The 23,639-nt window shown below is 39.6% G+C and carries 21 protein-coding genes; all 21 read right to left on the bottom strand.

From position 1 onward, the window contains the following. Nucleotides 1-37: 37 nt before the first annotated feature. Nucleotides 38-454 (bottom strand): hypothetical protein, encoded by a 417-nt coding sequence (locus tag EP737_RS16145; protein ID WP_129728994.1) that lies wholly within the window; start codon nucleotides 452-454, stop codon nucleotides 38-40. A gap of 493 nt (nucleotides 455-947) precedes the next feature. Further along, complete coding sequence (locus tag EP737_RS16140; RefSeq protein ID WP_246040284.1) at nucleotides 948-1,169, bottom strand: aspartyl-phosphate phosphatase Spo0E family protein; 222 nt, start codon at nucleotides 1,167-1,169, stop codon at nucleotides 948-950. A gap of 427 nt (nucleotides 1,170-1,596) precedes the next feature. Further along, nucleotides 1,597-2,517 (bottom strand): myo-inosose-2 dehydratase, encoded by a 921-nt coding sequence (iolE, locus tag EP737_RS16135; RefSeq protein ID WP_129728993.1) that lies wholly within the window; start codon nucleotides 2,515-2,517, stop codon nucleotides 1,597-1,599. Nucleotides 2,518-4,334: 1,817 nt separating this feature from the next. After that, nucleotides 4,335-4,565: a carbohydrate ABC transporter permease gene (locus tag EP737_RS16130; RefSeq protein ID WP_205650955.1), complete on the bottom strand. Its 231-nt coding sequence runs from the start codon at nucleotides 4,563-4,565 to the stop codon at nucleotides 4,335-4,337. 26 nt (nucleotides 4,566-4,591) lie between these two features. Next, nucleotides 4,592-5,746, bottom strand: coding sequence for a diphosphate--fructose-6-phosphate 1-phosphotransferase (locus EP737_RS16125; RefSeq protein ID WP_165350825.1), 1,155 nt, complete (start codon nucleotides 5,744-5,746; stop codon nucleotides 4,592-4,594). 7 nt (nucleotides 5,747-5,753) lie between these two features. Continuing rightward, on the bottom strand, nucleotides 5,754-6,539 hold the full coding sequence (locus EP737_RS16120) for a DeoR/GlpR family DNA-binding transcription regulator (RefSeq protein WP_129728990.1): 786 nt from the start codon (nucleotides 6,537-6,539) through the stop codon (nucleotides 5,754-5,756). A gap of 419 nt (nucleotides 6,540-6,958) precedes the next feature. Continuing rightward, the gene (gene larC2, locus EP737_RS26590; protein ID WP_129728989.1) at nucleotides 6,959-7,426 is read right to left on the bottom strand and encodes a nickel pincer cofactor biosynthesis protein LarC2; all 468 of its coding nucleotides are present in this window, start codon (nucleotides 7,424-7,426) and stop codon (nucleotides 6,959-6,961) included. A gap of 31 nt (nucleotides 7,427-7,457) precedes the next feature. Continuing rightward, on the bottom strand, nucleotides 7,458-8,489 hold the full coding sequence (gene larC, locus EP737_RS26585; RefSeq protein WP_129728988.1) for a nickel pincer cofactor biosynthesis protein LarC: 1,032 nt from the start codon (nucleotides 8,487-8,489) through the stop codon (nucleotides 7,458-7,460). After that, entirely contained in the window at nucleotides 8,470-9,243 is a 774-nt protein-coding gene (gene larB, locus EP737_RS16105; RefSeq protein ID WP_129728987.1) for a nickel pincer cofactor biosynthesis protein LarB, read from the bottom strand. Before larB ends, larC begins: the two co-directional genes overlap by 20 nt. A gap of 338 nt (nucleotides 9,244-9,581) precedes the next feature. After that, nucleotides 9,582-10,382 carry an ATP-dependent sacrificial sulfur transferase LarE gene (gene larE / locus EP737_RS16095; protein WP_129728986.1) on the bottom strand — a complete coding sequence of 267 codons (801 nt, stop codon included), beginning with the start codon at nucleotides 10,380-10,382 and terminating at the stop codon, nucleotides 9,582-9,584. Between the two features lie 92 nt (nucleotides 10,383-10,474). Further along, on the bottom strand, nucleotides 10,475-11,245 hold the full coding sequence (locus EP737_RS16090; protein WP_129728985.1) for an SDR family oxidoreductase: 771 nt from the start codon (nucleotides 11,243-11,245) through the stop codon (nucleotides 10,475-10,477). Between the two features lie 22 nt (nucleotides 11,246-11,267). Beyond that, complete coding sequence (locus tag EP737_RS16085; protein ID WP_129728984.1) at nucleotides 11,268-12,536, bottom strand: nickel pincer cofactor-dependent isomerase, group 22; 1,269 nt, start codon at nucleotides 12,534-12,536, stop codon at nucleotides 11,268-11,270. A gap of 31 nt (nucleotides 12,537-12,567) precedes the next feature. Further along, a complete protein-coding gene (uxaC, locus tag EP737_RS16080; protein WP_129728983.1) occupies nucleotides 12,568-13,971 on the bottom strand; it encodes a glucuronate isomerase in 1,404 nt (467 codons plus the stop codon). A gap of 79 nt (nucleotides 13,972-14,050) precedes the next feature. After that, nucleotides 14,051-14,710 carry a YesL family protein gene (locus EP737_RS16075; RefSeq protein WP_129728982.1) on the bottom strand — a complete coding sequence of 220 codons (660 nt, stop codon included), beginning with the start codon at nucleotides 14,708-14,710 and terminating at the stop codon, nucleotides 14,051-14,053. A gap of 26 nt (nucleotides 14,711-14,736) precedes the next feature. Beyond that, nucleotides 14,737-15,267: a hypothetical protein gene (locus EP737_RS16070; protein WP_129728981.1), complete on the bottom strand. Its 531-nt coding sequence runs from the start codon at nucleotides 15,265-15,267 to the stop codon at nucleotides 14,737-14,739. Nucleotides 15,268-15,668: 401 nt separating this feature from the next. Beyond that, on the bottom strand, nucleotides 15,669-16,604 hold the full coding sequence (locus EP737_RS16065) for an alpha/beta fold hydrolase (protein ID WP_129728980.1): 936 nt from the start codon (nucleotides 16,602-16,604) through the stop codon (nucleotides 15,669-15,671). A gap of 242 nt (nucleotides 16,605-16,846) precedes the next feature. Beyond that, a complete protein-coding gene (locus EP737_RS16060) occupies nucleotides 16,847-18,163 on the bottom strand; it encodes an ABC transporter substrate-binding protein (RefSeq protein WP_129728979.1) in 1,317 nt (438 codons plus the stop codon). A gap of 119 nt (nucleotides 18,164-18,282) precedes the next feature. Then, nucleotides 18,283-19,914, bottom strand: a complete 1,632-nt coding sequence (locus EP737_RS16055; protein ID WP_129728978.1) for a response regulator transcription factor — start codon at nucleotides 19,912-19,914, stop codon at nucleotides 18,283-18,285. Nucleotides 19,915-19,928: 14 nt separating this feature from the next. After that, a complete protein-coding gene (locus tag EP737_RS16050) occupies nucleotides 19,929-21,659 on the bottom strand; it encodes a sensor histidine kinase (RefSeq protein WP_129728977.1) in 1,731 nt (576 codons plus the stop codon). A gap of 68 nt (nucleotides 21,660-21,727) precedes the next feature. Next, complete coding sequence (locus EP737_RS16045; protein ID WP_129728976.1) at nucleotides 21,728-22,576, bottom strand: carbohydrate ABC transporter permease; 849 nt, start codon at nucleotides 22,574-22,576, stop codon at nucleotides 21,728-21,730. Continuing rightward, entirely contained in the window at nucleotides 22,573-23,526 is a 954-nt protein-coding gene (locus tag EP737_RS16040; protein WP_129728975.1) for a carbohydrate ABC transporter permease, read from the bottom strand. The genes EP737_RS16045 and EP737_RS16040 overlap by 4 nt, the downstream gene beginning before the upstream one ends. Nucleotides 23,527-23,639 lie beyond the last annotated feature (113 nt).

The raw sequence follows: 23,639 nt of genomic DNA, 5'->3' as shown, positions 1-23,639 counted from the left end.
TACGGTAGTTCATCAACCGGAATACAATTCAAAAACTCTAGTGTTGTGTTTTGTAATATTTTAATTTTGTAAAATAATTACGGTAATTGAAATTCAAAAGATTACTTAGAGTCATTAGATTTATGCTACCTTCATCCCAGAGATTGCACCCATGTCGGGCAAACTGCAAAAGAACCAGCAATTCTCTCACTGGCTCTTCTGTATTCTGTCTCATCCGGTGAGTACCTTGATCCACCAAGGATTGCTCCCGGATGTTCAGATCAATTTGTAATCGCTTCCATTTTTTATATAAGGACATCATTCCTTTTCCAAGAATCCCTTCAAGACCATGTCTCATTCCATATATTTGATCGATACTCTCTGTCTGGTACGCTTCCTCTCCCACCCCTCTTGATGTCATATTAATGACTCGTGTCGGCCCTCCCGACTGGCCAATGATTATAGTTGTTTTCAATCACACCTCACCTCATATAGCTCCTTTACTAAGCAAACTTTTTCCATAACGCTTTTCTGATTATTTCACTAGTATTGTAGGGTTCGCATAGACCTAATTAAGATTCTTTTTTAATTTTTATACTTCAGTATAAGCTTTTTATCTCTATAGCAAAAAAGATACTGTAAAACCTTCATTCAGTCTTGGTTCCACCAAAATAGAGCATACATGAGTAAATGCAACTTCAAAGTATATAATTCGTTACGGGTGACACCCCGAGCGCAACTACCATTGCATATACCATCACCTGTAGTAAATATAAATACTCTAAACATCATACATTGAGCATTTTATGCAATTGTAGAATTTCACAAAACACACTTTTTCACTTCATCTCATCACATCATAGTCTACTGCTATTTAGTGAAGCTTCATAAATCTGGAATCTTTGTTAAAAATGAATACTGCTAATTCCAATCAAATTATCAGAAGCAATACTCACAACTCACAAGTCTCAACCATGTTTGTGACTCTGATAATCAAGTGTACCTGTTTGCGGAGTGTAAATTGTATATAGAATTTTTTGAACTGCTAACACTTTCTGATCTAATTTCTGGCTGATTGTTATTACATCTGGATTAGAAAAACCCTTCTTCTTTGCTAATTCGTCCATATCCAAACGATAGTCCTCGATACTCTTAGTTAATTCTAGCGCCTTCTTCAAAATCATTATCATTCTTTCCCTTCTATTATTTTTCACACTACCCAATTTAAAAGTTCCTAGACAAATGCATAAAACGAATACAAATTTTTATTATCCATCAATTCTCGATTCCAAAGTCTACCACTTCAACAACAAACGAAGAACAAGTTAAGCTCACTTTTACTTCTAATGTCGTCTTGCAAATGATACCGCTTTAGCAAACGCTTTCATTCTCTTCCTTAAGCATATTATACCGATTCCTACATCTCATTTATGGTATAATGATCAGAAATTTGGTATTTTTCGTAGCTTTTTTTCGAAAACCTTTTCATTTTTTCTAGTGGAGGGAACACTCTACTGTCATTCATAATAGACGCTCTTACAGTGTAACGAAGGCCCCGCCCCCATATAGCGAGGCCTTGTTTTGTACACATGTGTTATGATTACCTTTACACTGATTTTATTTAATAGTTACTGCCTTATCGCTTTTGGAAAGGATAAGCAGGTTTTCATCTATATATTTCCGAGTTAGCAATGCATACTCCAATGGATGAGCGACAGATGGATCCTGCTCAGCTTCAATTACAATCCATCCTTTGTAATCGCACTCAAGCAATTTCTTATACGGCTCTGTAAAATCAATGCAGCCATCGCCCGGTACTGTAAACATGCCGCTTAAGAAGGACTGCATGAACGATTTGCCTTGCTTCTTGCAATCTTCCATCACGTTTCTTCTCGTATCTTTAAAGTGAACATGTTTAATGCGATCCATATGCTTGTTTAATAGAGTCATATAGTCACCGTCGGAAACGTAGATATGACCTGTATCATATAACAGATGCACATGGTTCGAATCCGTGTTTTCCATAAGGCGGTCAATTTCTGCCAATGTTTGGACACCTGTTCCCATATGATGGTGGAACACTAATTTTAAACCGTATTGTTCTGCAATCTTTCCTAGTTCATTTAAACCTTCGCATAAAGTTTTCCATTCAGCATCCGTGAAGCAAGGTTTTTCAGAAAAAACATTTTTATCAGTCCCCTGCACACTGTATGTTTGCTCAGATACAACCGCCACTGCAGCATTGACATCTTGCAAGTATTGACAATACTTATGGAACGCTGTGGATACCTCTTCAATTCCATCTCGAATGATAAAAGCGCTGAACCATTGACCTGCTATTTTTAAGTTACGAAGTTTGAGTTCTTTATTTAACACTTTTGCTTCTGGGAAAAAGCCGCCTACTTCGGTTCCCTGGAAACCCGCTACTACAATGTCGCCCAGCAGGTGAGATAATGTATTCTCTGCACCAATCTCTGGTATATCATCATTACGCCAACCGATTGGAGCGATTCCCCATAAAATATCCTGATTACTCATAACTACTCATCTCCTATTAATATTGCTTTCGCTTTTTTAGTTTTTTTCTTGCTTTCATTTTCTATTGATTTCATAATCAGATGGACAACGCTTACAAATTCAACAAATTTACAAATACGATATCCTTCAGGCAAACAACACAGTAACCTTCTTTGGTCACTATTTTTTAAAGTTGCCCTTATCTGTTGAAGTGCAGCTTCCTTACAGCTGAAATCTTAGTATTCTTTGATACGGCAATCAAGGTTATCGATTACCCTAAGTTGATTTAATCTTAGCTCATACTTCATTATATTTCAATGATTTTTTTAAAAAGTTTTATATTCAGACCATTTTTTTTGACGGTAGTTTTACATAGGGTGCCGAAAGTAACTTGTACGCACATTAACCCCCCTTATCTTCCCCTTAGATGGAGCTGCTGTGTTTCACATAACAGCCTCCGGAGAAAGGGAGAATACGTTGTTTACTCATGTGGCCGTTTTAATTTTTTCTATCGCAACATCATTGATCGTGACCTTCATCTCGCATTACTCTTTCAGATTAACAAGAATCATTTTAGTCTTTAAACAGACCCCCTGTAGAAAAATTCCCAATTTGGCATAATAAGGGCTATCGATTACCCTCATTTGCTACTTTCCCTACCTGCTATAAGCCCTATCTTGAGATATTGCTTCATTCACGAATTAACTTTAGCAGGAATAAATATGTGTCATATTTTTTGGTCTCGTAACTTATCTCCTTGTATTCATACTGTCATATCTAATTCTTTCTCCCTCTTTCCCTATCCTCACATGATTTTGTTACACTCTGGCTAGCTAGGGATTGATAGGTATAAGAATATAAAAAGTGGCATTCCTTCACCCTAAATAACAATTCCTCTAGACACAAAAAGACGTTACGAATCCGACATCCTGAAAAATTATTCCCAATATCTAATCTGCTCCGCAAGGGATGCGAAAAAATCATGAAAGAAAACCTGACATGAACTCACATCGTTCGGAAAATCAATAGTATGATACTTGTATCACTACTAGCCACAACACAAGGAGGATGACCGATATGAAATTACATCTAGCAAACCTAAAGAAAAATACCCTATGCCTATTAGAAGCGGTTTATGTATATTCCCTATTTCTTACTATGGAAATGAGAATGACTTTTGAAAACATCAACAGGGCAAAGTAGAAATTACCCCATTTATCATGGGATTGAACCTTATATACGCTCTAGCTTGCCCATAGAAAGCGAGCCAATTCGACGAGTTAAAACTTGGAAAAACAACCTATAAGAGATAATCTAACTTCTTTGAAATACGCTCTTTTTATTATAATAATGAATATAGTCCTGAACCAACTATTTTAGCGTGGCTACTGAGCATGGCTATGGCTAGTTGTCTCGATTGTCTTTGTTCAGAACAAAAGACCTCTAGATAGTCATATCAGTTCTGGTGCAAATATGACTTGTTAGAGACACAGAACCTCAATACCCTTTTCATCTAAAAATTATGATACTACTCCAAATCATTTATATATGAATTCAATCTTGCTTTGAACAGACTTCCCGTTTGTTGAAAATTTCCTCTTTCCGGAATATCCCTGTATTAAACTAACCACTATGACTACCTTCACCCCTTGAGAATTCCACCTAGAGATTGCCCCCATACTAGCACAATGCAAAAGAACCAGTAATTCTCTCACTGGTTCTTTTGCATAGGGCTGATTTCTTTACATCCAACATCCAGCTTCTCACCATGGACAATAAATTCATTTCTATTCTGTACCACGGCTAGACTCTTTGTTCCTTATGCGAAGAAGATCTGCCTACTTTACGCTTCCTGCCGTAAGCCCCTGAAGAAAATACTTCTGAAGGAATAGGAATACGAGAATGATCGGAATACCTGCCATAAAAGATAAAGCCATCAGTTGGTTCCATTCGGTCGAATACTCACCAATTAATGTGCCGATTCCAATGGTCAACGGACGCGCATCAATCGTATTCGTGAGAACGACCGCAAACAAAAATTCATTCCAGGCGAGGATAAACGTATACACGCCTGTCGCAATTAAGCCGGGAGAGGTTATAAAAAAATAGAATGCGGAATCTCACTATCAATAAGCGGAAAAGCATATTCAATAAACTTCCTTGTTGGCATATGTTTCTCTCGATCCCAATAATGCGAAGGCAGCGGTTTTTCGAGGCTTGTATGTTCCAATAGATCGACCCATTGAATCGTGCATTCATACGGTTCATTAGACAAACGGTGCAGTCCGACCATTCCCCCGGAATACCCGGCAAGAGCATAGCGGACAGCCTGTCTGCCGAGCTGGTACGCTTCTAAACGATCCGTGCCAGAAACGAGATTGACACTTGTACGAAACAAGGTCGAAGGAGCCGTAAACCTCGTCTTCAATCCAAGATAATCCTGGATTTGCTGAACAAGTCTAAAACCAATGCCTCCGTTGTATCTCCTTCCGGTAGGATCATGTGTATGTAGAGAGAGACCTGCAATATGAAGATGGTCTGGAATGATCACCATGACGCTTCCTGTTCGTTCATAAACTCTTTCAATATCGATTAAAATATTGGTAAGCTGAATAGATTGATCCGGTAAATACACAAGCTGCGGGTAGTCGTCTTGATGCTCTTTATACAAGGCACTCGATGCAGCAAGCCAGCCTGAGTTCCCTCCCATCACTTCCATTACTTCTATCTTGTCGTATGTTCTCATGGAAGCCATGTCTGTGCCGATCCATTTGACTGTCTCGGATAAAAACTTGGCCCCACTCCCATAACCGGGAGTATGATCCGTTCCAGACAAATCATTGTCAATCGTTTTCGGAATATGGACAAAGCGGATTGATTTGCCGGCTTTCTTCGCACGGCGATGCAGTTCTGCTACTGTACGGGAAGAACCGTTTCCCCCAATATAACAAAAAATCCCGATATTCTTTTCTTCAAGAAAACACAGAATCTTTTCCAAATCTGTCTCATCCGGTGCGTACCTTGATCCACCAAGGATTGCTCCCGGCTGTTCAGACCAATTTGTAACCGCTTCCATTTTTTCGTGTAAGGAAATCATTCCTTTTCCAAGAATCCCTTCAAGGCCATGTCTCATTCCATATATTTGATCGATACTCTCTGCATAGTACGCTTCCTCTACCACTCCCCTTAACGTCATATTAATGACTGGTGTCGGCCCTCCTGCCTGGCCAATGATTATATTTGTTTTCACTCGTACTTCACCTCCTTGTAGCAATAAGAAGACGACATTTGGATGTAAGCTCCTCCTTTATGTCAGCCTCGATACCATCATCTGTAATCAAATAATCATGCGGCTGCCAATCCGCAATTTGAATCGTTCCCATTTTATTCAGCTTGGAAGAATCAGCGAGCCAATAAATCTCCTTGCCAGACTGAAGAAGCAATTTTTTGACATCCGCCTCCAAAAAATCATGGCACATAAAACCATGACTCATCGAAATGCCGGTAACTCCCATAAACACCTTGTCTGCATATACTTGTGTCAAGCTTTGAGCCAGAAGCGGATTAATCAGTGTTGTCGTCTTTGAGCGGAAAATGCCCCCTGTTAAAATGGTTGTGACCCTTTCCTGCCCTTCCAACTTTTCTGCAATATTGGTAGCGGTTACAATTGCAGTCACAGCTTTTCCCCCTAAATACCCTACAAAGTGGAAGGTCGTGGAACCTGCATCAATTAAAATCGTTTCATTCTCTTGTACTAAGGAGGCGGCCATTTTCCCAATCGCCTCTTTTTCTCTTCGGCATGTCAGGCATTGTTGATAAAATCGGTTATTTAAGTAGTTTGTACCTGCTTCATCTGGATCTTCTAATAACTTAGCGCCTCCCCGAACCTTCACAATCTGATGGCCGCTCTCTTCCATGCGGGTTAAATCCCTGCGAGCCGTCATTTCTGAGATATTCAGCTCTTTTGCAATCTCTTCTACGCTGATCATCTTCCTCAACTTCAGCAATCCTAGGATCGCATCCTGCCTTTTTTCTGGAATCATAATGTTCAATCCCTCTCACACTAAAATGGATTGTTTACATTTGTTAGAAATTGATCATTATTGTGAATTTTATTATATATCCATTTTCCTAATTTTGTAAATATATTTTTAGAAAATTTTAAATTTTTAGTCAAATTATTTATTTATTTGTATTTTTATGGTAAAAAATTAACAAAAGTGTTTTTGTAAGATGATTGATTGTTTTTGTTCAAAAAGGAGAGAAACGGAAGGATTCGCAGGATAAAACTGTTTGGCAGTCAGCGTAGAGCGTGACTAAAAGATGACCTTCATGCAATAAATATCAATCTAGTTCAATTGAATGCTTAATTCCTAAAATAAACCCTAACAATAGTACTGATATAAAGCTAAGATCAGTCACCTCCTCACCTTTTTATTTTTCAGAAACAAGAATCCTGTTCTTATTCCAATGCCTTCCAGACCTGTTCATACACTTTTTTCAAAGGAACATTATAAAGGCGGGCAATATGTTTACATTCCTCAAACTCGGGTGCTCTTTGCACGACTTGTCCAGCGAGCATCCCCTCCTTCACGGTCACCGTTCCCCATTCTGTTGTAACCTTTTTAAACACTCTTTCCAATCTGTGAACAGTCAACGGATAATAACGGACTCCGAGTGTAGTAGTCTCTTTGAATAGTATTTCTTCCATCTTAGCTAGCTTTTCACGAGAGCAAAGCAACTGCAGTAAAACCCCTGGTCTATTCTTTTTCATATAAATGGGGGTATAGAAGACATCATTTGCCCCAGACTCGAAAAGTAAATCCATTACATAACCAAGCCATTCTCCTGAAACATCATCAAGGTTTACTTCCATTTTGATCATTTGATCATCGAGATGTTCGTGATTTGGAGGCGGTTGAGAAACCATCTAGCATACTCCCTCTCGTACAATGTGATAATTATTCCCCAATGATGACACGAAGCACATTAGGATGATTTTTAAAGGTTTTTGTCCCAGCACCATATCCAATTGACTTCACTCTCATTGATGGAATAGCACAAAATTCTTCCGCAAGCACCGATACAATCGCTGCCCCCGTTGGAGTAGTAAGCTCAAAGCGAATATCGGATTGCTCAATCGGTACATTCTTCAAAATCTCTAAAGTAGCAGGTGCAGGTACTGGATAGATACCATGATCAATACGAATTTTCCCTGTCCCTACCGGAATTGGCGCTGATTTCACTGTGGATATATTTAATTGGTGAATGAGAATAGCTGCTCCAACGATATCAATAATCGAATCTACGGCACCGACTTCATGAAAATGAACGTGTTCTAGTGAAATTCCATGAATATGTCCTTCTGCTTCACCAATTTTTTTAAAAGTCTTTAAAGCTGTATCCTTTACTTGATCGGAAAAACCAGCTGTTTCAATAAGCTTTACGATATCCTGATACGCACGATGATGGTGGTGATGACTGTGCTCGTGGTTATGGCTATGCTCATGATGATGACCGTGTTCGTGCTCATGGCTATGGGCATGATGATGGCCGTGCTCTTGGTCATGGCTATGCCCATGATGATGGCCGTGCTCGTGGCTATGCCCATGGTGATGGCCATGCTCGTGGTCATGGCTATGGGCATGATGATGACCGTGCTCGTGGTCATGGCTATGGGCATGATGATGACCGTGCTCGTGGTTATGCCCATGGTGATGGCCGTGCTCGTGGTCATGGCTATGATGATGTCCTTGATCATGGTCATGGTGATGCCCATGATGATGACTTTCCCCTAGTAACACTACATCAAATTTTGTACTGGTTATCCCATTTTTCACAACCTTGTTCCACTTCAATTCATACTCATCTTCAATATTAAGCTTTTTTAATTCTTCTACGAGCACGTTCGGGTCTGCACCAGCATCGATAAGAGCTCCAATTACCATATCCCCGCTAATTCCTGAAAAACAATCAAAATATAGTGTTTTCATACGTTTTTGCTCCTTTTTGCGCAAGTTGATGGATAAGTGCGGCGTTATAGCCTCCGCCAAAACCATTATCGATATTGACTACACTGATTCCTGAAGCACAGGAATTTAACATTGTAAGTAAAGCGGATAGCCCTTGAAAATTGGCACCATATCCAACACTTGTTGGAACGGCAATTACCGGAGCAGAGACAAGCCCGCCAACTACACTTGGAAGTGCCCCTTCCATACCGGCAACTACCACGATGACGGTAGCTTGCTGTATATCATCAAGATGACTGAGCAACCGGTGAATCCCAGCAACTCCTACATCATAAATGCGTTTTACCTTGCTCCCTAATACTTCAGCAGTAATTGCAGCCTCTTCAGCTACTTTTAAATCAGAGGTTCCAGCACAAACGACAGCAATATATCCTTGTGAAGTGTCTTCGCTGGCAGTGTTTTCTCTCCAAAATAGGATTTGTGCCGTCTCATGGTAGATAAATTCTGGACAGGCCCTTTTCACGATTTCAGCCTTCTCTTTTGAGATTCGTGTAATGAGCACTTGGCTGTTTCGAGAGCGTAATGACTGACTAATAGAAATGATTTGTTCTGCGGTCTTTCCCTCACCAAACACAACTTCAGGGAAGCCCTGCCGTTTTTTTCGATGATGATCAACCTTTGCGAAACCTAAATTCTCAAATGTAGCTAATTGTTCCTTTGCCTCCGCTATACTCAACGTTCCTTTTTGAACCTGCTCCAAAATATCCTCTAACATTTGGCTTCCCCACCTTCTTATCTAAAAATACTTAGATAAATCCTTTGCTCATTGTTCATACCGCTCGTAAATTTCTTTGCAGATTACGCTGCGTTCTTTATTTGGAATAACAGCCTGTCCCAGTGGGATAGTTTCCTTTAATTTCCTCAAAGGAGCTCACTTTGCTAATACCGACTAAAGCTGTCCATGCCCTCCCCATGCAGCGCTGTGATGGCTTTCTGAAATATAAATTTCTGCTTCCATATATCGGCCAACATCTGCAGCCAAAGAACGGATCTGGCTAATCCACCACTTACATGCATTCTTTTTGGGTTGCCGTAAATGTCTTCCCCACACTATTACGATAAAACCTTATTCATACTGCCGCTCTGATAGCCAATTAAATCTAAGGTAATATATTTATATCCATAGCTTTGAAGCTGTTTTGTAATAGCATCATGATACTCTAAAACAACCTTCATATCATTTGACTCTACTTCAATTCTCGCAATATCTTGATGTGTTCGAACCCGTACTTGTCGAATCTGAAGGCCTTTTAAGTACGCTTCTGCCTTTTCAACTTTAGTCAGCTTCTCTTGCGTAATCAACTCCCCATAGGCAATCCTAGAGGAAAGGCATGCAAATGAAGGTTTATCCCATGTCGGTAAATCTAACTCACGTGAAAGCTCTCGAATTTCCTTCTTAAACAAATTCGCTTCTTGCAAAGGTCCGCGGATTCCTTTTTCCTTCGCGGCCTGCATGCCCGGCCGATGTTCATTTAAATCATCAGCAATAACTCCGTATACTACATTCCGAAACTCTTTTTCTTCCATAATCGGGATTAGATGATCGAATAAGCTGCTCTTACAAAAGTAGCATCGATTCTTATTGTTTTCTGTATAACCAGGAATCGCTAGTTCCGATGTTTCAATCACCTGATGCTTGGCTCCCATTTTTTCGGCCAGTAGCTTTGCTTCCTCCAGTTCACTTGTTGGATAAGTTTCGGAATCAGCTGTTACGGCAAGTACACGGTCGGCTCCTAACGTGTCAACAGCTGCCTTTAATAAAAATGTGCTATCTACTCCCCCAGAGAATGCTACAACAACAGAACCCATTTCTCCGAGAATAGACGTTAGCTTTTCATATTTCTCTGTCAACATCGTGTCATCCCCTCTTTACTAGTAATCTATATCCATCCCTAGTTGCAATTACTGTTAGCTTATTTATTTCAATTCTCCTTTTTAACCTGCAGTTAAATAGTCATGCCTCCAAATCCGCCGTCTACGCGAATAAGAGTCCCTGTCACAAAGCTGGAGGCCTCTTCTGAAGCTAACCAAACAGCTGCCCCTTGGAGTTCCTCAGGTGCACCAAAACGCTTCATAGGTGTATGGTTCATAATAGACTCGACTCTTTCGGCGCTTAGGATTTTACGGTTTTGTTCAGCAGGGAAAAAGCCTGGAATAATTGCGTTTACACGAATTCCATTTGGGGCAAATTCACGTGCTAAATATTGCGTCACGCTATTAAGACCAGCCTTTGATACAGAATATGTAAATACTTTTGATAATGGTGTTGTAGAAGAAACGGATGAAATATTAATAATGCTTCCTTTTCGCTCTTGCTCAATCATTTTCTTCGCGAAAATCTGACAAGTGAGTACAATTCCTTTTAAGTTCACGTCCATGATGTCATCCCATTCTTCCATTTCAAGCTCAAAAAAAGGCGTTGTACTATTTTTACCTGGTGCATTTAGAAGGATATCCCATCCACCAGACCATTGTTCAATTTCACTAGCCACTCCGATTAAAGAATCACGCGAGCTGACATCGGCTTGAAAAGCCTTTGCAGTTCCCCCATTTTCTTCTATTTCCCCAGCTACCGCCTGTGCCTTTTCCAAGTTGCGCCCGACGATTGCAATGTTCGCCCCATGTGCTGCTAGTCCTTTAACAATTGAGGACCCCAGTACACTATTTCCCCCAATGGCAACTGCTGTTTTCCCAGATAAATCAAATAACTGTTTCATGCTCCTACTCCCCCTTTTTCACTCAAAATAAGTTTCCTTTTTCATTGAATGGTAGCTCATATAAATCGGATATAAGCTCCATATACGGATGATTGACCACATCCTCAAGTAAAGCTTCCGATACCTCGATTTCACTAATTTCTAATGTGTTTTTTATGCGAACCATTTTTACTTTTGTAAAATCTAAGATATTACACGTTTTAATAGATGCCTGAATTGCCTCTTTATCATTAGCTAAGGTGGTCGCAATTTTTGTTGGAGCACAAACCGTTGAAGTTAAGCCGTTTGCATACGTGAATTCTAAATCCATTTTGTCTACCAAACGCTGCGTTGTAAAATCAGCTGTTCCCACGCCGTTAGCATTTCCTTCTGTTTCATGTGTTAAATCTAACACCGCCATCTTATTGACATCTGGTCCTCCTTGCGCATACGGTGTTGGATAACGTCCCGTAATATTAGGGTCCATCCCATCACCGCTAATATTTTTACCGATCTGATCAATTACAAGGACATCCAATTGTTCAAAGTACAGTTTTGGCAATAATTGTTTTGCTAGTTTTTGCAGTTCTACTTCTTTTTCCTCAATTTCCTCTACCGCCAGTACCTCAATCCGTGCAACTTTATCAAAAGCATTTTCTATCGTCGCTACTCCGAATAAGATCGGCGTTTTTTCTATGATTTTTTTAGCCATCGCTGGTACATTTTCTGCCATATACTTAAATCCTAATTGGTGGCATGCTTCCGCACCCTTTTGCTTTCCTAAACCAATACTGATCATTTTCATAATGCCACTTTCAACAGGTCCCCGAAATGCAGTATGCGGTTTCACACGATTGATTACGACAATACCGTCTGCTTTAAAAGCAAATTGATCAACATAGACAGGCAGTCCATTCGGTAATTCCCCGATTTTCACGACCTCCATCGAAGAACGAATCTCACAATTCACACTTTCTTCAGTCACGCCAAGATGAGCTAATACTTCACGCTGACCTTCAGCAGTTGCACCGCCGTGGCTTCCCATGCTTGGCACAATGAAAGGCTTGGCTCCCAATTCTTGCAGAAAGCGCACTGTTGCCGCGGTAATTTCCACAAGACGATCAAGTCCTCTGCTTCCTACCGCTATCGCGATTTCCATCCCCGGCTGGATTTTCTTTTGAATATGGTCTTGCTGCAGCTTGTCCAGTAAGGCTTGTTCAAGCTTATCAATTTTTGTATCGTCAAACTTCACCTTTACTGTTGCCATTTTTGGTACTGGAATATCTCGTAATAAATCTTGTAGAATACCCATGCGCTCTCTTCACTCCTCCTATAAGCCTTTCTTAGCGTTCTTGAAAATATTGTTTTGCATTGTAAAAACCGATATTTTTAACCATTTGTTCCAGAACTAATTTGTTATTTGGTACCTGCCCACCTTCAACCCACTCACCAAGGATATTACATACAATTCTTCGGAAATATTCATGACGTATATAAGATAGAAGACTGCGTGAATCTGTTGTCATTCCAATAAAGTGACTCAGAGCTCCTAGGTTTGCTAAGTCCTTCATCTGTCTAACCATTCCGTCCATTTGGTCATTAAACCACCAGCCCGAACCAAACTGAACTTTTCCTGGAATACCCTCTTCAAAAAAGTTTCCCATCATCGTTCCCAAGACATAATTGTCACGAGGATTTAAGTTATATAGTACTGTTCTCGGTAAGGATCGAGTCTTATCCAAAGCATCTAAGAAACGTGACAATCCTTCAGCCATGAGGTTATCTCCGATTGAATCGAAACCACCATCAGATCCTATTAAACTCTGCATAAGAGTGTTATTATTTCTTAACGCGCCCATATGCAATTGCATAACCCATTGCTTTTCTGCATACATTCTTCCTAATTCAACAAGAAGATAGGATCGATAACTCATAATCTCTTCGCCTGTGAGTTCTTCATGACGTAAACGTTTCTTAAAGATCTCTTCTACATCATCCTTTGTACTCTCTTTAAAAACCATTTGCGGAATATCATGGTCAGAAGCACAACATCCATGCTCAGTAAAAACATCAACTCTTTGCCGTAATGCCTCGAGTAATGTACTAAAAGAGTGAATGGATATGTTTGAAACATTCTCTAATTTTTTGAGCCAATTTTGAAAGGTCGGTTTCTCAATAAACAGGGCACCATCTGGACGGAATGTTGGAACAATTTCTACATGAAACGTTGGATCGTTCTGTAATAATTGATGATATTCAAGCGTATCAACTGGATCATCTGTTGTTCCAACAAATTGCACATTCGATCTTTCAATAAAACGCCGCGGCTTAAAATCTGGTGTTTGCAATTTTTCATTGCATTCCTCCCATATGGCGTGAGCCGTTTCTGGAGATAATAACTGATCAATCCCAAAAAAAGTTTTCAGTTCCATGTGCGTCCAGTGATATAACGGATTTCCAAATAAATGCGGAACGGTTTCTGCCCATGCCTCAAATTTCTCCCAATCGCTGGCATCACCTGTGATAAACTCCTCACTCACCCCATGGATACGCATTGCACGCCATTTATAGTGATCACCAGCCAGCCAAAGCTGCGTTATGTTTTCAAATGATTGATTGTCCCATATTTCTTTCGGATTTAAATGACAGTGATAATCAAAAATCGGCAGCTCCTTCATGATGCTATGGTAGAGTTTTTCTCCTGTAGAATTCGTTAATAGAAAATCCTTGTCCAAAAATGTTTTCATCTTTCCTTCCCCCATCTTTTTAGTATCGACATTCATGAAATGCTAGCGAAATCCTTAATAAATGTAACCCCTTTCAAAATTATGAAGCAGTACGCTTAGATGGTGCTGCCACACGTAAACGATCCTTCTTGCTCTCTAGTTTTCTGAAAGCCTTGTGAGCTCCCCACGTTAACCACAATGAAAAACTGCTACCACTGAAAAACAACATTAACCCCGGAACTTTTAGAAAAACAAATCCCATTCCTAGCAGCCCTAACACTAGGAAAAGAGTAAATGCAGGATGCAAAAAGCCTATAAAAAAGGATTGCTTCAAATATTGGAGTGTCTTCAACTCAAAATGGCAAAATACTGGGAATATATATATTAAAATGATTCCGTATACGATTGCTACGTTAACAGTGAGGACTTTGGCTATTTGCAAAAGCAGTACATCACCTTTTGTAAAAAACATTAAGTTTGCAACTAAAAGGGTACCAACAGAGAAGAGAATTGCCGATACATAAAATATCTTTCTGAAATCGGCACGAAATTGAGCTAGGAATGTACGAAATATCGGGACACTCTCTTCACCCATTATCCACTTACGGGAAATAGAAAACATAGCAGAAGTAGCTGGGCCTAGCCCAAATATCACTAAGCCTAGAAGTGTAAACGCAATCCATAAAATGTTTACATACGCCAATCTCATGATCCAAACACATGCTTTATAAATCAATCCATAAAATCCAGAAAGCTCCATAGAAGTCCCTCCTTTATACTTACTTTCTAATTTTCATCAGCTAAATACTTCAATACTCGAAAGGCATTTTCCTTATTTCCGCTGAACTCGGGAAGAATCGCCAGCAATTTGCTGTTTGTGCGTTCTGCATTTTTGGGGTAAAAATTCTTTCGAATCGGAACAGCATACAGATGAACCTCTCCAGACTCCTGATTGGTTACCTGATACGACTTTGTACTATTGGGAAGTTCCTTTCCTTCGTAAACAGAGTCCAAAGGTGTTAACCCTTTTTTGTTTAACATTTGGGTGATAGTCTCTTCATTAGCTACATAAATATCGCCATTCCTAGAGGAAAGCTCTGCCGCCCATTTTTCCATGGTAAAGGGATAAAGCTGCAAATCAACATGGCTGCCATTTTCAAATACACTATTTATATCTGCCTTCAATCTAGCTTCCTCTGTTGGAAGAACGCTAGAGAAAACTAAAATTGTTAAAGGTTTATCCTTCTTTTCCTGACAACCAACCAAAACAATCAGCAGGCAGACGAACAAAATTCCCATCAGCAAGACTCTTTTCATCTTTGCAACACCTTCGCATGTAGTGATTTACCTCAATTATAAAGCGCTTACAAACAAGGGTATATACGAAGGATGTATAAATTCTTTCAAAATTTACAGATAAAGTGCCTTATTATACATTGAATCCACTACCTTTTTACAAATGCAGAATAACTTACTACTCCGACACAACATAAAGAAAACTCGCCGATTGGCGAGCCCTAGACAGAGGCGTAGTTGCACTTATACTGTGTTCCTAAAATTTCCGACTACGTCGAATTTTCTTCTGGCTGGAAATTTATACTTTCTTACAGTGTAAGAAAAAAGCGACATTGAAACTGAATTACAGTTTCAATGTCGCTCTAGTTATTTTTCACAAAATTAATAAATCGTTTAATAATTTGACTAAAGTGCAGAATGATCTATTTTTTCTCAATAATATCATTCATAAAATCTATCATTCCATCCTCAACTTCATCCCTAATATCCCGATAGTTATGTATTTCATGCCTATATCCCGGATAAACTTTTGTTTTTACCTTATGCCCTGTTTCCGCTAACCAATTAGATACAGCATAAATACCTTCTCCATACTGACCAACTGGATCCTGATCTCCGGCAATATTGTAAACAGGAATTGATGTTGGCAATTTTTCTGCCCACTGTGTTCCAATAATAGTTCCCATCATTACAACAAGATAGTATAATGAACGGATGTTTGGCGGTGTTGTAAAGTTATTAAATGGATCGTTTACATGATCTGCAACTACGTCAGGGTCACCACAAATCCAGTCATTTGCCGTGGTAGGATTTTCACAACGCTCTGTCATCCAACTCAAAAGCTCTTCTAGATAAGCAGAGTCAATTTCCTCCCCCTTACCTTCGTCTACCAGCTTTTTCAAAACAGGGACAAGTGCATTTGCTTTTGGAAGCACACCCGAGGTACCGCATAAAATCAAACCATCAATACCTTCTCCATAGGCAGCGGCATAACACCTGACAATCATGGATCCCATACTATGTCCATACATAAAATAAGGTACATCGGGGTATTGTTCCTGCACAATTTTACGAAGCGTATGTTCATCTTCTGCCATTGTCATATAACCTTTATCGCCCCAATCACTCCAGTTACCTGAATCATACGCTGTCTTTCCATGTCCCACATGATCGTCTGCTGCAACCACAAAACCTGCCTCATTCAGCTTTAATATCATATGCAGATATCGACGCGAATGCTCACCAAAACCATGTACAAGCTGAACAATCCCGCGTGGTTTACGAATTGGGGTGTAAATCCAGGCTTTTATTGTGTCCTTTTGATTAAATGATTGGAAACTTATTTCTTGAAATGCCATAATGAACCTCCTCGTATTATGTGTAGTATTACAAATGCGTATTATCACTAAAAAATTCTTGTAGAATAATTTTAATATTGCGCAGGACATTTTAATTACTTCCTCACCTAACCTGCATCTTTCACTTTAAATACGTAAAAGTAATATTCATTGGTATCACAAAGATTAGCAAAGACCAAATCACATACGATTTGGTCTGCTAATTAAACTACTTAGCTTATCATGGTGATCCCTTTCTTCTGTTACTCTTTTATCGTTTCGTCCCATTTGTTCAATATATCTTGATAAGCTTGGTTTGCACTTTCCCGTCCAAAGATGTATTCTTGCTCCACATTAGTAAATTCTTTATCAAAATTTCCAAATCCTGTTGGTCCGCCATTGAATGGATTTGCATTCGGTGCTGTTGCTTTAATCAAATCTACTTGTTTTAGATCCGCTTGGGAGAATTTTGGTGTCAGCTCATCGAGCACCTTTGTAGAAACAGGGATTCCTCGTGTAGTTCCTAAGATTTCTCCAGCTTCTTTATCATTAATAAAGAAATCAATAACCTTTTTGGCTTCCGCTACATTTTTGGATTGAGAGCTAACAGACCAAAACATGGATGGCTTCAAATATCCGCTTGCTTGCTTTCCGTCTGGTACCTTCACAAGGTCATAAGCTCCTGGAGTGACACCTTCATAGGAAGGATACTCTGCCGCAAATGCTGCTTTTATTAAAACAGTTCCGTTTAGTAGTAAATCTTGCTTTGGATCATACTGTTTTTCTGAAACACTTACTTCAGCTGGAGGAACAACTCCCTCTTTTCTTAAGTCAGAAAAAATCTTATTCCATTTCAACCAAGTCTCTTTGTCAATATTAGCCTTGCCGTTCGATGAAGTTAAATGGCCCTTTCCTTGTCCTAGCTGATATTCCTCATATAAAGTACGGGAACCAAGAAGAGAAGCACTGAAATCGGCAAGAGCATATTTCCCTTTAGGAAGCTTTGTCTGAATTTCTCTTGCCATTTGGAACAAGTCATCCCATGTCCAATCTGATTTAGGAGGCGTAATTCCTAGCTTTTCCAAAGCTTGTTTATTGACAACCAGTCCAGTTGCATTATTACCTAATGGAACCGCATACAATTTATTCTTATATTTACCTGTATTCACTAAGTTTTTGTCCAAGTCACTTACTTCAATTCCAGATGATAAATCCGCCAATTGATTGCGCCCCGCATATTCCTGTAAATATTGCGCATCCATCTGGATAATATCCGGCGCATTTTTGCCCGCCGCTTGGGTAGCCAGTTTATCCCAATAACCATCCCAGCCTGAAAACTCAGACACAAAAGTCACATTTGGATGTTTTTTTGTATAAAGCTCTAATACCTTTTTCGTTGCATCATGTCGAGTTTGCGCTCCCCACCAAACAACTCTTAATTTCACAGCATCAGACTTACCACCCGCAGAAGCTTGTTCCTTTGTTGACGAGCTGGATCCACAAGCCGTGAGCAATGTCATAGACATAGATAGCGCTGCAAGAGTGGCCCCCCATTTTTTCCAAGAGCTTTTTGTTTTCATCTACTGACTCCCCCTAATGAAAATTAATGAATCTATCCAAATTATAAAACGCTTTCATTGAGTGAGATATAAGAAGAATGCACAATTCCTTTCAATAATCACCAAAGTTGAACACGCTTTCATTTAACTAACTCAGTTGGATTTAAACCCGTATGCTTTTTAAATAAAGTACTAAAATAAGGAACATTCTTGAATCCTACTTTTTCTGCGATTTCGTAAATTAAGTATTTTCCCTCCAATATCATAGCCTTCGCTTTCTCCATCCGAACTTGCGTAAGATACTGATTAAAAGAGACTCCTGTTGCTTTTTTAAATATCTGGCTCAGATAATTTCTTGAAATATAGACTTGATTCGCTAAATCGTTCAAAGTAATATTCTCACTAAAGTGTTCATGAATATATTGAATCATAAAGTCAACAGCTTGCTTATGCTTTAAATTTTCATTCCATTGCCGATTTCCGCAAATCTCTTCAATTTTATTCATGAGCCATTTTTTAAAATCCTCCGGTGTTTGAATCACTGCCATCTCTTTTTTAAGATTAATTTCTGGAAAGATCTCATCTAGGAAAATACCAACATCATATAGCGAGTATGATAGAATCCCCCATATCTCCGTACCTAAACGATGCAGCAAAGATGGCGAGATTACTCCTTGCATTTGCATTCGGTCTATATACTCCTGAATTGTTTCATAGGCTGCCTTCTCCTGTGAATGACGGATCGCTTCTACGAGCTGTTGATAAAATTGAATCGGGCGAATTAGCTGATCTCGATTCTTCAACCCGTCTGCATCCTCACCTCTATTTTTAAATTCAAACAGATTGAATCCCGAAAGTGCAACAGAACCCTGGGTTGATAATGCATAGAAGGCTTCCTCTGTAGAATCCGCTATTTCCTGCCAATGGTTCTTTACTGTCCCAATCCCAACGGAAATGGTAAGTTCAAGTTCCGCTTCCATACGTTGAATCATCTTCTTTCCAAATGTTCGTAAATGTAAAATGGCCTTCTCACAGGTCAAGCTATGGTCCAAATGAAGCCATAAAATAATTTGGTGGCTGTGAAGTTCAATTATTTCGGACTCCAGCCTTTCCTCCTGAAGCAACTCATGAACAATCCGCTGGACAGAAAACCTTGTCCCATTGGAATCAGTAAGTCTAGCATCAGACTCAGCTGCATTTTTTATAATTTGCAAACCGATAACGGCGTGCTTATTGTTCTCCCATTTGCGCTTATAACTTGTAATTTCCTTCATATTCTCAAGAGATAAATTTCCTACACCAGTCGCTACTGACTTCAGCCATTCCTTCACCACAAATGGCTCATAGAGCATAAGCTTCTTTTCCAACTCTGCAAGCTCATACCTTTTCATATTTTCCTGTTCTACTTTGGAAATGGCGGATTGTAGCACTTCCCTGATTGTCTGGACAGTAACCGGCTTGGAGAGATAGTCATGAACATTGAGACGAAGGGCATGTCTGGCATATTCAAAATCAGAATAGCCGCTTAAAATGATAATTTTCCCTTGAAAATTTTCATGTCGCAATTTCTCAATCATCTCTAGTCCATTCATGACCGGCATATAAATATCAGTCAGGACAATATCCGGCTGTGTCTCGCGAATCAATTCCAACCCTTGTTCTCCATCCATCGCTTCCCCGGCCCATTCTGCCTCAAGCTCTTCCCAAGGTATGACTCGTTTCATCCCCTGAAGAACTTGGCGCTCGTCATCAATGATTACAATCTTACACATGACTATTCCCCCTCCTAGATACTTTTTTCCCTCAGCTTTGGAATTCGAATGGATATAGTAGTGCCCTTTCCTTCTTCACTATCGACCTCTATACCATACGGATGCCCAAAATATGATTCCATACGCTCCCTCACATTCCTCATTCCATAACCGCCTGTTTTTCTTTTCTTATTCATCTCCGCATCAGCTCGAATCCCTACGCCATTATCTGAAACGGTAAAGAGCAGATCGTCTTCGATCTCGTAAGCCGCAATGTTGATCGAACCGGTACTTCTTCCGTGAAATCCATGCATAAGGGCATTTTCAACAAAGGGCTGGAACGTTAATTTAGGGATATAATATTCCTTAATATGATGGGGTATCTCGGTTGTAAATGTTAATCCTTCCCCCCAACGGATTTGTTGGATTTCCATATAGCACTCCAAATGAGTGAGTTCCTCCTCAATCCGAATCACACTTTCACCATTGGATAACCCAATCCGAAACATTTTTCCCATGAGTTCCAACACACGGCTTATCTGTTCCTGACCGGCCTCAATCGCCATCCAATTTACTTGATCTAAGGTGTTGTATAGAAAATGGGGATTAATCATCGCTTGCAGGGCTAAAATCTCTGCTTTCCGTTGGCGGCGATGCTGCTCTTCTAAAGAACGATACAACTCCTCAATCCGATTCATCAGCCGACGGTATCCTTGAAACAATAATCCGAATTCATTATGATAGTCAGATGGCAGCTGTTCCTCCCGAAATGTTGCAGGATAATCATTCATCCCCTTCGTTAAAATAAGGATAGGTTTTGTAAACTGTTTTGATAGATATAGCGTAATTAAGAGAGCGATTACAATTGCGATTATTCCAATAGAGAGAAGGATCGTTGCCATCATTCGGCTTTCCTTCGTAAGGTCATTCCATGGTGTAATCTGCAGTATCAGCCAATCTGAATTAAATGGTTTTGACCACACGATGAAGGAATCGGTATACTTCATAGACCATTGGTTATCTACCTTCCCAGACAGTAGACCGATTTTTTCGATCAGTTGCGAATATTCCTTTACTGATAGATTACCAGTCGAAATAATGGGCCTTCCTCCTGAATCCAAGAGGATCCGATTGCTAGCTTGATCTTCACCTTGAATAAGGGCTTCTAAATCTGCAGCTTTTATATTAAATACGAGCAGGGCTTTGAATTCACCATTCGTATCATAAATCTTTCTCGCAAAGCTGACCACAGAAATATCCCCTCTAAAGGTTGTAATTGTATGCTGTCCAATCCATGAAAAATCGGAATCTATTACAGATGTATACCATTTCTCATTTTGCAAGTTTTGAAGATCACTATAGGTTATTGGTCCTTGCATTTCAGAGGCCGGAGGATTATCTAGATACATCTGAACAGAATAGATAATGGGGATGCTATAGGCCAGATTGGATAAGTCTGATGTCATATCCATGGCTGTGCGGAAACGAGTATATTCATCATCTATCCCTGTAATATATTTTTGAATACCGTTATTTCGGGAAGCAGCTAATGAAATCTCTTCAATATCTCTAGCTTGGATTGCCATTTGTTTATTTAATCCATTTAATATACTCTCTTGATAATAAGATGTTTTATTTACCATTTCCTTTACAGAATAATGATAGCTGATCCAAATTACGATACCGAATAAAATAATAATTAAACCAGCAAAACTTCCAAAAAATAGAGAGCCTATACGATAATATTTAAAAGGGTTTTGCATCATCTTTTTCACCTTTCCCTATAAACACAAAAGAAAGCTGCGAAGCCGCAGCCTTCCAGTTATTGAAAATTTTATCCTTTTACGCCGCTCGTTGCAACCCCTTCCACAATATGGCGTTGTGCGATAAAGAAGATGATAGCAGCAGGGATAACGGAAACAAGCGACATCGCAAATACTTGCCCCCAAGGAGTAGAAGAATTCGCGTCAACAAACATTTTCAAAGCCAATCCAACTGTATATTTGTCAATGGAATTGATATAGAGGAGATGTCCGAAAAAGTCGTCCCAATTCCATAAGAAGCAATAGATTGCTACCGTTACAAGCGGCGGCTTCAATAAAGGAAGGATGACGCGATAATAAATGCCAAACCACGAACAGCCATCGATTTTTGCAGCTTCATCCAATTCTTGCGGAATGCCTCGAATAAACTGAACAAGAAGGAAGATAAAGAATGAACCGCCAATTCCCCCCGCTAAGGAGTGAGGAACGATAAAAGGCAAGTATGTGTCTACCCAACCAAACGCATTAAACATTGCGTATTGTGGGATTAAAGTAACCTGACTCGGCAGCATTAACGTAACCAGAACAATCGAAAACCAGAAGTTACGTAACGGAAAATCCAACCGAGCAAACCCAAAGGCGACTAAACTAGAAGAAATAATGCTTGTAAACAAAACACCTAAAATCAGTTCAAAGGTGTTTATATAAAAATGAGTAAAGGAAAACCCAGAGATCGCATTCCAGCCATCGGTAAAGTTACTCCATGTCGGATGTGCCGGAAATAGACTAGCAGAGCTTAACTCTTTATTTGATTTGAACGCAGCTCCTATCCACCAAAATATAGGATACATCATCACAAAACTAAAAATGGCTAATGATATATGTTTCCCTATCTGTCTTGTTTTCAGATAACTCTTCATCCTTTTCGTCCCCCTTCCGCATAGAATACCCAATACCTAGATGAAGCAAAAATGATAGCGGTTACAATACCAATAATGATTAACAGAATCCATGCCAATGCTGAAGCATATCCCATTTCCATTCTCGCAAACGCCTTTTCGTAAAGATAGAGGGCAAACATGTAGGTCGAGTTAACCGGGCCCCCTTTCGTAATGACGAAGGCTTGTGTAAACATCTGAAAGGAACCGATCACTTGTAACACGAGATTAAAAAGAATTACTGGAGAGAGCATTGGCAATGTAATTGAGAAAAACTGTCTGACTTTAGAAGCACCGTCTACAGATGCAGCTTCATATAATTCAGCTGAGATTTGCTTGAGTCCAGCTAAAAAAATAACCATAGAAGAACCAAATTGCCAAATAACCAAAAGAACCAACGTTCCTAATGCTGTCTTTGGACTGCCAATCCAATTGGGACCTGTTACACCTATAAAGCTAAGAATATGATTAATTAATCCGTCTCCTCCAAAGATATTGCCCCATAGAATCGCCACCGCTATACTGGATCCTATTAACGAAGGAAAGTATATTGCTGTCCGGTAGATAGATAGTCCTTTTATTTTTTGATTGAGAAACATAGCCACAAGCAGGGCGAATGCTAATTTTAACGGAACTGAAAAGGCCACAAACCATAACGTTACACCTAATGATTTAAAAAATAGTTTGTCCTCATTAAAAATTTTTTCATAGTTAGCAGCTCCTACCCAATGAGGGGCTTCTAACAAGGAGTAATCTGTAAAGGAATAGTATACAGATTGAATCATTGGCCAGAGTGTCAAAAGCAAAAATCCTATTAACCATGGAGAAATAAACAGATAACCGGCTATTGGAGACTCCCATCTTTTCCTTATCTTTTTCTTTTGTGTTTGAGAGCGTGCCCCTGTATTTAAGGATGTTTCAACTTGATTCATACTACATTCCACCTCCAAGTAGATTATTCGTATAAAAGAGACAGCCGCCCCAACTTATAAGTAAGGGTGCCTTTTATAAAATTGGGGCGGCTGAATATGTTTTTCTACTAAGC

This window comes from Ectobacillus funiculus (genome assembly GCF_004138295.1).
GTDB classification, from domain to species: domain Bacteria; phylum Bacillota; class Bacilli; order Bacillales; family Bacillaceae_G; genus Ectobacillus; species Ectobacillus funiculus.
This window is presented reverse-complemented; position numbering and strand designations above follow the sequence as displayed.